General features: G+C 36.9%; 9 protein-coding genes. 7 read left to right on the top strand and 2 right to left on the bottom strand.

Going from position 1 to position 13,832, the window contains the following annotated elements:
- Window positions 1–16: 16 nt before the first annotated feature.
- Window positions 17–745 carry a lysophospholipid acyltransferase family protein gene (locus BCF58_RS11960; protein WP_121462072.1) on the bottom strand — a complete coding sequence of 243 codons (729 nt, stop codon included), beginning with the start codon at window positions 743–745 and terminating at the stop codon, window positions 17–19.
- A gap of 3 nt (window positions 746–748) precedes the next feature.
- Window positions 749–1,207: a GtrA family protein gene (locus BCF58_RS11955; RefSeq protein ID WP_121462071.1), complete on the bottom strand. Its 459-nt coding sequence runs from the start codon at window positions 1,205–1,207 to the stop codon at window positions 749–751.
- 232 nt (window positions 1,208–1,439) lie between these two features.
- Here BCF58_RS11955 and BCF58_RS11950 point away from each other — a divergent pair, with 232 nt between their 5' ends.
- The 7 genes from BCF58_RS11950 to BCF58_RS11920 all read left to right on the top strand — a co-directional run bounded on the left by BCF58_RS11950 (window position 1,440) and on the right by BCF58_RS11920 (window position 13,606).
- A complete protein-coding gene (locus BCF58_RS11950; RefSeq protein ID WP_121462070.1) occupies window positions 1,440–1,703 on the top strand; it encodes a hypothetical protein in 264 nt (87 codons plus the stop codon).
- Between the two features lie 78 nt (window positions 1,704–1,781).
- Window positions 1,782–2,633: a BadF/BadG/BcrA/BcrD ATPase family protein gene (locus BCF58_RS11945; protein ID WP_121462069.1), complete on the top strand. Its 852-nt coding sequence runs from the start codon at window positions 1,782–1,784 to the stop codon at window positions 2,631–2,633.
- A gap of 15 nt (window positions 2,634–2,648) precedes the next feature.
- Window positions 2,649–4,934, top strand: a complete 2,286-nt coding sequence (locus BCF58_RS11940) for an NADP-dependent malic enzyme (RefSeq protein ID WP_121462068.1) — start codon at window positions 2,649–2,651, stop codon at window positions 4,932–4,934.
- Between the two features lie 165 nt (window positions 4,935–5,099).
- Window positions 5,100–5,684 (top strand): Holliday junction branch migration protein RuvA, encoded by a 585-nt coding sequence (gene ruvA / locus BCF58_RS11935; protein WP_121462067.1) that lies wholly within the window; start codon window positions 5,100–5,102, stop codon window positions 5,682–5,684.
- A gap of 57 nt (window positions 5,685–5,741) precedes the next feature.
- Complete coding sequence (gene sov / locus BCF58_RS11930; RefSeq protein WP_121462066.1) at window positions 5,742–12,767, top strand: T9SS outer membrane translocon Sov/SprA; 7,026 nt, start codon at window positions 5,742–5,744, stop codon at window positions 12,765–12,767.
- A gap of 109 nt (window positions 12,768–12,876) precedes the next feature.
- A complete protein-coding gene (gcvH, locus tag BCF58_RS11925) occupies window positions 12,877–13,254 on the top strand; it encodes a glycine cleavage system protein GcvH (RefSeq protein ID WP_121462065.1) in 378 nt (125 codons plus the stop codon).
- A 25-nt stretch (window positions 13,255–13,279) separates the two neighbouring features.
- Entirely contained in the window at window positions 13,280–13,606 is a 327-nt protein-coding gene (locus tag BCF58_RS11920) for a VanZ family protein (protein WP_170149018.1), read from the top strand.
- Window positions 13,607–13,832: the final 226 nt, after the last annotated feature.

The raw sequence follows: 13,832 nt of genomic DNA, 5'->3' as shown, positions 1-13,832 counted from the left end.
AATATAATTAATTCTTTTAAAAAGAATGATTTGTTAAAGTATTTTTTATTGTCTCAAAAGAAGACAATCTTGATTCTTTCGGAAATTCAGTAGGTTCAATAATATCATTGAAATATACTTTTACCTTTCCCGGATATCCTTTGGAATTATCAAACGGGAACATTTCCTTGAGTCCGACAAAAGTAAATACGGCAATAGGAGATTGATGCTTAGAAGATAAAATGAACGCCCCGTCTTTAAAATCATCCAGTATAATAGAAGTATCATCAGGAACACCACCTTCAGGAAAAATTACAATACTATTGCCTTCCTCCATCTTTTCAGCACATCTTCTGTAAACATCCGCACGGCTTCTTGCGCTGCTTCTGTCTACCATCACACATATTCTTTTATAGATGGTCCCGAAAATAGGAATTCTTACAAGCTCCTTTTTTCCCACATAGCAAAGAGGATGATTGGGAAATAGAATGCAGGGGAGCATAATATCCATAATAGAAGTATGATTGGAGATAACTACATACTGCTGATTTTTGTCGATTTTTTTATCCGTAAGGTTGATCAGCTCATAACGAAGTCCCATCCCATAGAACATCCCGTAACACCAGATGCGGATAAATTGATAAGCATATTTATAGTGTCTTTTACTGAAAGACAGAATATAAACAGGTACTCCTAAAATGATGGTTAGTACAAAGGCTAACACCAGCAGCCAGAATCTCCAGAGATAATTTAAAATCTTTACCACAAATCAACCATTAAAAATTACTTTCTTCTTTACAGAATAATTAAGGACGGAAACCAATAAAATAGCAGCGATCTTACTGATCATTTCCGGGCTCAAGGTATACAAAATTAAATTGATATTGTCTTTAAATATACAGCTATAAAATATTTGGAAAAAAGCAAGGCTTAGCAAGGTCGAGATAAAAGAGACCATCATAAAATAAGCAAACTCTTTTCTTTTGGAATGTTTCCCCCTTTCAAAAACAAACCAGATGCTTAGAAAATAATTGGTGATGATTCCACAACTCGTAGAGAATATATTACTCAAAGGATAGTGTATGCCATGAAAATCTGTTTCCTGAGAAATAAGATGAGGAAGATAGGTGCTGAAGATCTTAAAACTTCCGATCTCTACAACAGCACTGAGCCCTCCTGCAATAATGAAGAATAAAATTTGTTTCTGGCGTATTAGTAATTCTCTCATTCAAGTGATATGATGTGCAAATTTATAACTATATGTTAAACAGTAAAAAAAGTTGTTAAATATTTTTTCAGATTCAAAAATATTTCTAAATTTAGTTTTCAGAATGATGTAAAATATACCTGATAATAAATTCATTTTCAACTATTTGTGTTGATGGTTTTTTCTATCTTGTAATGCGTGTTTGAACGTACTACCAAAACCTTTTTTGTAACCCTTTTATATTACTATTTGTATGAAACGTCAAAACAAATACAGAAAATTCCAGCTCCAACAAAAAAATATTGAAGCTCTGGAAAGAGAAAATACCCGGTTCAAACGAGTATATTCAGAGTATGAAAATATGTCCAATGAACTTTGGAACCTTGAAAATTCTAAGGGAGAACCTGTTCCCGATGATTTTATTAATGCCATGATTCTTCAGACCTCCTATCTTGAAGACGAAATAGAAGACTGGCTGATACAATTCAACAAAGAAAAAACTGATATAAAACAATGATGTCGCTTCCAAAGGGTTTGTTAAGCTCTTTTTCAAGATAAATTCATAATTTAGCATCCTTAAATTAAAATGTAAAATATGGTTGCTATTGTTGATAGTGGTTCTACCAAGACAGATTGGGTAATATTGGATGATTTCAAAAAAGTTTTTTTAAAAACGGAAACCATAGGTTTTAATCCCAATTTTATCAACAAAGAACTTATAGTTCCCGAAATAGAAAAGAATAATAGTTTAGCTACGGTTAAAAACTCCATTACCAGAATTTTCTTTTACGGCTCCGGATGTGGTATTCAGAAAAACTGTGAAACCATAGAAGAAGAATTGAGTAAAGTATTCGGAAATGCGTCCATAACCGTGAAAGAAGACCTTATGGCAGCAGCATATGCAGCTTATAACGGGAAACCGGCTATTGTCTGCATTATGGGAACAGGTTCTAATTCTTGCTATTTTGACGGACAAAAATTAAAAATAAAACTACCTTCATTAGGGTTCCTTATGGGAGATGAAGGAAGCGGAAGTGCCATTGGAAAACAATTGGTACGCAGATACTTTATGCAAAAACTTCCTGAAGATCTTCACCGGGAATTCGAAGATACTTATCAGTTAACCATTGATGAGGCTTTAAAAAACATGTATCATACCACCAGACCGAATGCTTATTTGGCAGATTTCAATAAATTTGTGGTAGAAAGAAAAGAACATCCTTACTTTAAACAAATGGTTTTTGATGAAATGATGAATTTCTTCGACTACCAGGTCCTGCCTTATGAAGAATCAAAAGACGCTGAAATCAATTTTATTGGTTCCATCGCATACTATTACGAAAATATACTGCGTTCTGCTGCTGCAGAACTTAATTTAAATGTGGGGCATGTTGTACAGAAACCTATAGAGAGCTTAGTCAACTACCATATTAAATATATCCTTTAATAAAAAACAAAATTTATGTCAAGTAAAACTCACCGCGACGAAAAGAATTTCAATCAGGCCGCGTTAGATTACCATAAAACCGAACCCAAAGGAAAAATAGAAGTCATTCCTTCCAAACCACACTCTTCCCAAAGAGATTTGTCATTGGCATATTCTCCGGGAGTGGCTGTTCCGTGTATGGAAATTCATGAAAAGCCCGAAACGGTTTATGATTACACCGGAAAAGGAAATCTGGTGGCTGTAATTTCAAATGGTACAGCAGTTCTTGGATTGGGTGACATCGGAGCAGAAGCTTCAAAGCCGGTCATGGAAGGAAAAGGTCTTTTATTTAAGATCTTTGCAGATATCAATGTTTTTGATATTGAAATTGATGAAAAAGATCCGGATAAATTTATTGACATTGTAAAAGGAATTGCTCCGACTTTTGGAGGGATTAACCTTGAGGATATAAAAGCACCGGAAGCGTTTTACATCGAGCAAAGATTAAAAGAGGAGCTGGATATTCCTTTGATGCATGATGATCAGCATGGAACAGCTATTATTTCGGCTGCAGCATTAATCAATTCATTGCAGATCGCCAACAAAAAAATTGATGAAGTGAAAATGGTAGTCAATGGAGCAGGAGCCGCCGCCATTGCATGTACTAAACTTTATGTGGCATTAGGCCTTAAAAAAGAAAATGTCCTGATGTGCGACAGCAAAGGTGTGATCAATCATAAAAGAGAAAATCTTACCCCCGAAAAGCTGGATTTCGTTGCCAATACCGATATTGAAACATTAGAAGATGCCGTAAAGGGATCGGATGTTTTCGTAGGATTATCCAAAGGAAATGTAATGACGCCGGAAATGCTGAACAGCATGAATGAAAATCCGATTGTTTTTGCATTGGCGAATCCTGATCCGGAAATTGCTTATGACCTTGCTATTGCAACACGTCCTGATGTGATCATGGCAACAGGAAGAAGCGATTATCCTAACCAGGTAAATAATGTATTAGGATTCCCGTATATCTTCCGTGGCGCATTGGATGTTCAGGCAAAAGGAATTAATGAAGAAATGAAACTGGCGGCAGTTCATGCGATCGCTGATCTGGCAAAAGAACCGGTTCCTGAAGCGGTGATTTTGGCATATAATGTTCAGAATTTACAGTTCGGAAGAGAATATTTCATCCCAAAACCGTTTGATAACAGATTAATCACCAAAGTTTCAAGTGCCGTTGCAAAAGCAGCTATTGATAGTGGTATTGCAAGAAAAACAATTGAAGATTTTGCAGAATACGAAAATCATCTTTTAGACAGAATGGGAAGAGATGAGAAGCTGGTAAGAATGATGCAAAGCCGTGCGAAATCCAATCCGAAGAGAATTACCTTGGGAAATGCAGAAGAATACAATGTATTGAAAGCAGCTCAAATTCTATATGAAGAAGGAATTGCCCATCCAATTCTTTTAGGAGAGAAAAAATACATCAAAGAACAGATGGAACGTTTCGGAATCAGTCTGAATGTTCCGATTATTGATCCTAATGATGATGACCAAGAAGAAAACAGGAAAAAATACAGGGAAACCCTTTGGAAACTTCGTCAGAGAAAAGGAATGAATGAGTACAAAGCCAAAAGATATGTCCGTCAAAGGGATTATTTCGGGCCCTTAATGCTGAAGCATGGAGATACGGATGGATTAATCGTTGGTTTCTCAAAAAATTATACTTCCGTATTGCGACCTGTTTTAGAAATTATTGAAAAAGATAAAGGAGTGGATAAGGTTGCAGCTATGATGATGATCCTGTCTGAGAAAAAACCGATTTTCTTCGCAGATACCTCCATCAATCATAATCCAAGTGCAGAAGATTTGGTAAATATTGCTAAAATGGCGGAATTTACCGTTAAATCTTTCGCAATCGAGCCAAGAATTGCGATGCTTGGCTTTGAGAATTTTGCTGCCATTTCGGAGACTTCCAAAAAAGTAGCCAAAGCAGTAAGCATCCTTCATGAAAAATACCCTAAAATGGTTGTGGATGGTGAAATTCAGCCGGATTTTGCTATGAATGCAGACCATTTGAGTGATTATCCTTTCTCAAAACTGGAAACAACTCCTGCCAATACATTCATCTTCCCGAACCTGGAAAGTGCTAATTTATCCTACAAAATTATCAGGGGAATGAAAGTGGCTCAAGTGATAGGACCTATCTTGATGGGGCTGAAACAACCTGTACACGTATTGCAGATGCGTTCTAGTGTTGATGAGATCGTGAACCTGGCTACCATTGCCGTTCTCGACGCTCAGAGAAGAGAAAAAAAATAAGATAACTCAGAATATAAAACAAAAAGACTCCAAATTTTGGAGTCTTTTTGTTTTATAGGAAATCCTTGAAAATCACATTAGAAATTAAGTTAAAAATCATTCCTGTGTGAAATGAAAATATTAATTAGTTTAAATTACTATATTTGGGTGGTTTTAAAAATTAATATGATATTTTCACTACAAGGTATTGTTCAGGAACTTACGCCTACCTATGCTGTAATCAACGTCAATGGAGTTGGTTACTACGTAGGAATCAGTCTGATGACATCTCAGAAACTCGTTTTAAATAAAGAAACTTTTCTTTTTATCCAGCAAATTATCCGTGAGGATGCCCATTTGCTTTTCGGGTTTAACACTCGTTCAGAAAAAGAAATGTTCAATCTGTTAATAAGCGTTAACGGCGTAGGCGCTGTTTCTGCGCTTATTCTATTATCCACTTTAAGCCTTGATGAGATTGCTTCCGCCATACTTTCCGGTAATAGTGCGCTGATTCAAAAAGCCAAAGGAATAGGAGCCAAAACTGCGGAAAGAATAATAGTGGATTTGAAGGATAAAGTCCAAAAATTCAGCAATCCGGAGGAAAATATTTCTACATTTGTAAATAATAAAATTAAGGATGAGGCGTTATCTGCATTAGAAGTTTTGGGGATTCCGAAAAGAATGAGCGAAAAGATTGCAGATCGTATAATCAAGCAAAATCCTGATATTTCTGTTGAAGAGTTGGTAAAACAAATTTTAAAAAACATTTAACATTTGGTGGCAAATAATAAGTACCTCAAAATATTTTTGTTCCTGTCGTTCTTATGTATGTCAGTAAGCGCTTTTGCGCAGCAGGTACGTGACACGGCGATTATAAAAAAAGATTATCAGTTGGCTGATCCCACACAGTATGAAGCCTATTATGATATCAAAACAGGAATGTACTATGTGTATCCCAAGATCGGTAATACCATCACAGGTCCTCCTACGGCAATGTCTCCTGAAGAATATAAAGAATTCATGCTGGCGAACCAGGCTAGGGCTTATTACAAAGAAAAATCAGACAGGTATAGTCTTCTTTTCAGAAAAGATAAGAGCGATGCCCAGAAAAAAGGATTGCTTCCTTCATTAACGATTCGTAACAAACTTTTCGAAACCATATTCGGGAGCAATAAAATTGAAATTATTCCTTCAGGATATGCCTCATTTGACTTTGCCGGATTGTACCAGAAAATAGATAACCCGTTAATTCTTCCTCAGAACAGGAAGAGTTTTACGTTTGATATAGACCAGAGAATTCAGTTGGGTTTATTAGGAAAAGTAGGAGAAAACCTACAGCTTAAAGCCAATTATGATACCCAAAGTGGTTTTGCCTTCGAAAACAGGATGAACCTTGTATGGCAGGCAAAAGGAAGCTGGAAAGACCTGCAGACTAAAGGACTTGGAGATATCAATTCTCCCGGAGCAGGCGGCGAAGATAAGATCATTAAAAGAATTGAATTTGGTAACGTAAACATGCCGCTTTCAACCAGCTTAATCCGTGGTTCGCAATCCTTATTCGGGGTTAAGACAGAATTTCAATTAGGAAAAACATACGGAACATTAGTACTTTCACAACAACAGGGTGAAGCCCGTAATATTGTTGTTCAGGGAGGTGGGGTAATGAATAACTTTAAAATCAATGCGATTGATTATGAAGATAACCAACACTACTTCTTAGGACATTATTTCTTAAATAGTTATGATAATGCTTTATTGAACTATCCTCAGATCAATTCCAAAATCAACATTACCCGTTTGGAAGTTTGGGTTTTGGACCAGGGAAACAGTAATTTGGCATATCAGAAAAGTATTGTCGGGATCAGAGATTTGGGAGACGGAACTTCAGGGCTTCCGGATAACTCACAAAACGGTCTCTATTCAAGTATTTCCACAACAATGGGAACCCCTAGAGATGCAGGGGTAAACTATGCCAACGTGTTACAGGGGCAATCTTTCCCAAATGCTTCAGGAACACCCGAAACCTATGATAACGGAGAACAATTTATTTTCAATAAAAAAGCAAGAAGATTAAATGCCAACGAATATACCCTTCAGCCTCAGTTAGGATACATTTCCTTGAACCAGAAGCTGAACGATAACCAGCTTTTGGCAGTTTCCTACTCATATACGGTGAACGGAACTAACCAGGTTTATAAAGTAGGGGAATTCTCGGAGGAAAGCCCTGTTCTGGTTACTAAAGTGCTAAAAGCGAATAATACGACTAAGATTACCTCGCCGATGTGGCAATTGATGATGAAGAATATCTATCCTTTGGATGCCGGTCAGGTAAATCAGGATGGCTTTATCCTTAATGTATTCTACAGAGATGCACAAACAGGAGGTAAAGTAAACTATCTCCCGAATACTTCTGTTCAGGACACCAATTTATTGAAGCTTTTAAATTGGGACCGTCTGAATTTGAATGGCGACTTGCAAAATAATGGCGGTACAATGGGAGATGGTATTTTTGACTTTGTTAACGGAATTACCATCAGGCCGGAAACCGGAAAAATCATCTTTACTAAAGTTCAGCCTTTCGGTAGTTACATGGCAAGTGTTTTAGGAAGTAGTAATCCCCAATATGTGTTCAGTGATCTTTATTCACAACAAAAACAGGTAGCCTCTTCCAATAACTTGGCGCAGCGTTATACAATGGAAGGACGATATAAAGGAACACAAGGACAAGGAATCTCCCTTGGTGCTGTAAACGTTCCGCAAGGATCTGTAAAAGTTACCGCCAATGGAGTACAGTTAACAGAAGGAGTTGATTATACTGTGGATTATATGCTTGGAACAGTGACCATCATTAATGAACAGGTAAAACAATCCGGACAAGCCATTAATATCTCATTAGAAAACCAATTAACATTTAATACTCAGAGAAAAAGATTCTTAGGATTAAATCTCGAAAGAAGATTCAGCGAGAACTTCATTTTGGGGGGTACAGTTGTCAATTATTCCGAATCACCGCTTACCCAGAAAGTAAATTACGGACAGGAAGCTGTAAATAATACAATGGCCGGGATTAATTTGATGTATAATAATCAAGCTCCCTTCCTGACAAGGCTTACAGATAAAATCCCACTGATAAATACTGAAGCACCGTCCAATGTGAACTTCAAAATGGAAGCTGCTTATTTATTGCCTGGACTTAACAAAGGAACCAATGATCAGTCTTATATTGATGACTTCGAACAAACAACTTCTAAAATATCGTTAAAAGAACCAGCCGCCTGGAGCCTTGCATCCAGACCTGAGAAAAATTCACTAGCTCCTTTTAACGGGCTGCCACCAAATGATGATACCACGAGTGGTTACGGAAGAGGACTATTATCATGGTATAATATTGACCCGAGATTCTGGGGAGTGGGAGGGAAAGCCCCTGCCGGAATTACCCCTCAGTCAGTCTCCAACCACGCTTCAAGAAGAGTACAATACTCTGAAATTTATAACAACAGAGATTTTGTTGCCGGTGAACAAACATTCACCAATACATTTGATATTTCCTATTTCCCCCAGGAGAAAGGACCATATAATGTTAACCCCGGTTCAGAAACACCTTTACAAAGATGGGGAGGTATCATGAGACCAATCAGCGTATCCAACTTTATCAACTCCAATATTGAATATGTTGAATTCTGGTTAATGGACCCTTATGCTGATGGAGGAACTTTAGGATCGAGCCCAAGATTATTGTTACAACTAGGAAACGTTTCTGAAGACATATTGAAAGACGGTTTGATGCAATATGAAAACGGACTTCCTACTCCTTCATTACAATCATCTACTACCAACTCAAACTGGGGAGTACAACCAAAACAACCGCCTATTCTTTATGCTTTCTCAAGTGAAGGACAGGAAAGAACCAATCAGGATCTTGGATATGACGGGTTAAGCTCTGACCAGGAAGCGATGAGGTTCGGAAATACCTTTGTAAACCCGGTTACCAATATTGCTGACCCTGCTGTAGATGATTTCGTATTTTATATGTCGGATAAATTTACCGGCAGCCAGGCATCTTCTGTTATTCAGAGATACAAATACTTCAGAAATCCTGAAGGTAATTCTCAGAGCAATTCTCTTGAAGTTTCTTCACAGACTCCGGATGCAGAAGATATCAATAAAGATTACAACCTGGATCAAAGTGAAAACTATAACGAATATGTAGTAAAGCTGGATCCTGCAAGCTTAGTGCTGGGTGACAACAATATTGTTGATATCAAAACGGTTCAGGCACAGTTCCAGAACGGAAATACTTCTCAGGTAAAATGGTATTTATTCAGAATCCCTGTTTCAAAATATAATGAAGCCGGAGCTGAAGGAGATCATAGTGCGGAAGTATTGAATAATGTAAGATTTGCGAGGTTAATGTTAGCAGGATTTGAACAAACTTCTACACTGAGATTCGGGACTATGGATTTGGTAAGATCAGACTGGAGAAGATATCCGAAGAATATTGCAAAATATCAACTTGGAACCACTATACCTGACCCTGCTACAGATGAAGGGAGTACAGATGTTCTACCAAATAATTTTGAGATCGGAAGTGTAAATATTGAAGAAAATGCTTTAAACCAGCCACCTTATGTACTTCCTCCTGGAATCGACAGACAGGTTCTTAGTGGAAATGCAGGAGCACAAAGACAGAACGAAGCATCATTATATTTAAAGGCAACTTCTTTAGCAACCAATGAAGCAAGAGGGGTATTCAAAAATACTTCATTGGATATGAGAAGATATAAAAAATTAAAACTTTTTGTACATGCTCAGGATCCAGAAAACAGAGATTTGAATATTGGTAAGATTGATGAGAAAACAAAATTCTTTATCCGTTTCGGTAGCGATGCTACAGACAACTATTATGAATATGAAGCTTCATTGAAACTTACTCCGAGAACCGCAACGGCACCTATGGAAATCTGGCCGTTTGAAAACGAAGTGGATTTTGACATTCAGAACTTTGTGGATGCTAAGATCAGAAGAGATAAGAATTCTCCGAATGATATTATCGAAAGAGTGTTAGATCCTGTTTTTGAAGGAGGAGATACCTTTAAAAAGATCTATATCAAGGGACGTCCGAGTCTTGGAAATATTACAACCATTATGGTGGGGGTAAGAAATGCAGAAGGCAGATTCGGAGGAACAATAGACAGGGTACTTTGGATCAATGAAATCCGTCTTTCGGAAATTGAAAACGATGGCGGATATGCAGGAAATGCAAGCTTGAACTTCAACCTTGGTGATTTTGCAACAGTGAATACCAATGCATCTTATACCTCCGTAGGTTTCGGAAATATAGATTCTAAACCTGCGGAAAGAAATCAGTCTACACAGTCTGCATTCAGTATTAATACAGCGATCAATGTGGATAAGTTACTTCCTGAAAAGAGTGGTGTGAAAATTCCATTGAACTATTCTTACTCACAAACCATCGAAGATCCGAAATATAATCCTTTGGATACGGATGTTGAGTTCAAAAAAGCGGCTAACAGGGAAGAACTTAAAAAAGTGGCCAGAACCTATACCCAGCAAAGAAGTATTGGAGTGGTGAACATGCACAAGGAAAGAATGAACCAAAATAGGAAGCCTAAATTCTATGATATAGAAAACGTTTCGGTGACTGCGGTTTATAATGATGATTTCTATAGAGATATTTATACGAAAAGAAATTACAGACAGTATCTGAGAGGGTATATAGATTATAATTATACTTTCAAACCTTGGGTAATTAAGCCTTTCAATAAAATGATCAGCGATACGGCCAAATCTACCAAATATCTGAGATGGATCAAAGAATTCAATATCAATCCGATTCCGACAAGACTATCTTTCAGAACGGAAATTGACAGAAACTACAATGAGCTTGAATTTAGAAATATTGATGCTATCTTAAATGGAAACTTTGGAGAAGATTTCGCAGCGATCAAAAACAGGAACTTCTATTTTGGATGGCAGTATGGGGTTGGCTTCAATTTTACAAAATCATTAAAGCTGGACATCAATTCCACGATGAGAACGCTTAATGATAATGTGAATGTAAATACAATGGATAACAATTCTATCTTCGGAAATGTTTTCAGAGCAGGAAGACCGGTGCTATATAATCATAGAGTACAATTGACCTATAAATTACCGTTCCAGTACCTTCCATATATGGATTTCATTGATGCAGAATTGCAGTATGGGCTTACCTATAATTGGAATGCAAGATCTACGGCGTTGCTTTCAAGCCCGGAAGGAAGTTTAGGATCTATTGGACAAAATACCAATGTTATTCAGGCTACGGCTACGGCAGATATTCCTAAGTTCTTCGGCCAGTTTAAATATTTCAAAAATATTTCTACCAAGCTGCAGAAACGTAAACAGGAAATCGACTCTCTGAATAATGTATATACTCAGGCCTGGGAAAAGAACAGGTATAAATACAAAAAATACAAGTTTAAAAATAGATTGACACCGCTTCAGAGCATAGCATTCTTCATGACTTCATTCAAGCAGTTGGATATTAATTACTCTGAAAACAACGGTACTGTAATCCCTGGATTGCTTTCTGCTCCTAACTGGTATGGTTACGGACAAACGTTAGGCGGTCCTACAGCCGGATTCCTTTTAGGTTCACAGGCAGATATAAGAAGAACACTTATTGAAAGAGGATGGGTGAGTACCAATGATCTCATGACAGATCCTTACGTCCGGATGTCAACCAAAGAGCTGAGAGCTAATTTACAGGTCGTTCCGATTAATGATTTTAGGATTGATATTAATGCTTTACATAATTATAACAGGAACTTCTCGCAATCAGGATTTAATAATATCCAAAACCTGAATACCGCAGATCATAATTTTGCTTTTGCGAATGACCAGATAACATATTCTAACTCGGTAGTACTTCTTAAAACTTCATTTAAAGAAGGACAGGCAATTTATCAGGCTATCAGAGAAAATGCCAAAGTCATATCGCAACAACTGGGAGGAACACTTGGAGCCGATGGATTTACCGAAGGACATAGTATTGCCAATGCGTATGTATTGATTCCGGCATTCAGAGCCGCGGTAGAAGGGAAATCTCCAAAACAGATCGGAGATGCCAAAAAAGCAGGACTGCCTATACCGAACTGGAGAATTACCTATTCAGGACTTAGAAATATCCCGATTGTCAACGGGCAGTTTTCTAAATTCGATATCTTGCATGCCTATAATGCGACGTATACGGCTACAGGAATCCAGTCAAGTATTGATTATTTCAATAGTCTGAACACAGGAAATACACTGGACGTTAATGGCGATTTCTTCAATCCGTTTACATTCTCTCAGGTAGGATATGTAGAATCGTTCTCACCACTTGTCGGGATAGATGTTACAATGAGAAACAATATGCAGTTCGGATTGCAGTACAACAGAAACAGAATGCTGTTATTAGGATTGGTAAACCATACCCTTACAGAAGATGCCAATACCGAATATGTAGTAAGAGTAGGATATATCATTCGAAACTTTAGATTAGGTATGACGAATGTAAGGGGAAGAGGCAAAGCCAAAGGAAGTGATCTTAATATCAGAGGAGACTTCTCTTTAAGAGACAGCAAAACGAGTATTACCAATATTTTGCTTGATGATTCCCAGGTAACTGGTGGACAGAAGTTATTAAACATTAAACTGTCTGCAGATTATAATGTTTCAGAAAACCTTAATCTAAGAGTGTTCTATGAGCAAATGACCTCCAAATATAAAATCTCAACAGCGTTCCCGCTTTCCACAATCAGAGCCGGAATTTCAGCTACATTTACATTTGGCGATTCAGGAGGATTCTAAAATAATCAGTATAAATTAAATGTCCCTTAAAAATAGAGGGACATTTTTTATACTAATATTTGAACCTTATAGAATTTTGAATAAATTTGTACAATATAAAAATAGAAAAATGAATACACCATCAGAATTAAAGTACACTAAAGATCACGAATGGATTAAGATCGAAGGTAATACAGCTACTATCGGAATTACAGATTTTGCTCAGGGAGAACTTGGGGACATCGTATATGTAGATGTAGATACTGTAGACGACGAGTTAAACGGAGGAGACGTTTTCGGAAGTGTAGAGGCAGTAAAAACTGTTTCAGACTTATTCTTACCTATTTCAGGAAAAGTAATTGAATTTAATTCAGACTTGGAAGACCAACCGGAATTATTAAATACTGATCCTTATGGAAACGGATGGATCATCAAATTGGAAATTACTGAAGGTGCAGATCATTCTGAATTGCTTTCAGCCGAAGAATACCAAGCTATCATTGGATAAAATTTCAAAAATATTTAGTAAGATCTTGCCCATTTATTGGGCATTTCTTACTTATATGCTTCTTAAGCCGGGAGAAGAAAACCATGAATATTGGTTTATGTTCGATGGAATTGACAAATTCCTGCATGTATCCATATTTGCCATGCTTGGATTTTCTTTCATTTCAGCCTTCCCTAAAATAAAATTTATTTACTTTCTTCAGATCATCCTTATATATGCTTTCCTTACAGAAATCCTGCAAGAAGAAATGAAACTAGGAAGATCTATGGAGACCTTAGATATAATAGCGGATACCATAGGTTGTCTAATAGGATATTTTATATACAAAGCATTACTCAAGCGCTATTTTTAATTTTTTCTTCCTTTCCTGTTGTTGTGGAAAACTACAAGTTCATATTTAACTGATTTTATATCAGTATTTTAAATGATATACTTTTCCACTATTATGAAATTTATGTTAAATAAATTTGTTTTGTGTTGATGTAAGATAGTATCTTTGCCCCACTGAAAACGAGAGATAGTAGGTAGCGCAGGAGAGCTTTTAGGTAAGCGGAAAATTAATGAAATACTTTTATAAT

Source organism: Chryseobacterium defluvii, from assembly GCF_003634775.1.
Taxonomy (GTDB): Bacteria; Bacteroidota; Bacteroidia; order Flavobacteriales; family Weeksellaceae; genus Chryseobacterium; species Chryseobacterium defluvii.
The sequence above is the reverse complement of the archived record's forward strand: the minus strand, read 5'-3'. Positions and strand labels throughout refer to the sequence as shown.

Bases quoted from the DNA above. Each gene is read 5' to 3' on its own strand.
- BCF58_RS11955 (WP_121462071.1), bottom strand. From the start codon at position 1,207: ATGAGAGAATTACTAATACGCCAGAAACAAATTTTATTCTTCATTATT.
- BCF58_RS11950 (WP_121462070.1), top strand. From the start codon at position 1,440: ATGAAACGTCAAAACAAATACAGAAAATTCCAGCTCCAACAAAAAAAT.
- BCF58_RS11945 (WP_121462069.1), top strand. From the start codon at position 1,782: ATGGTTGCTATTGTTGATAGTGGTTCTACCAAGACAGATTGGGTAATA.
- BCF58_RS11940 (WP_121462068.1), top strand. From the start codon at position 2,649: ATGTCAAGTAAAACTCACCGCGACGAAAAGAATTTCAATCAGGCCGCG.
- ruvA (WP_121462067.1), top strand. From the start codon at position 5,100: ATGATATTTTCACTACAAGGTATTGTTCAGGAACTTACGCCTACCTAT.
- sov (WP_121462066.1), top strand. From the start codon at position 5,742: ATGTCAGTAAGCGCTTTTGCGCAGCAGGTACGTGACACGGCGATTATA.
- gcvH (WP_121462065.1), top strand. From the start codon at position 12,877: ATGAATACACCATCAGAATTAAAGTACACTAAAGATCACGAATGGATT.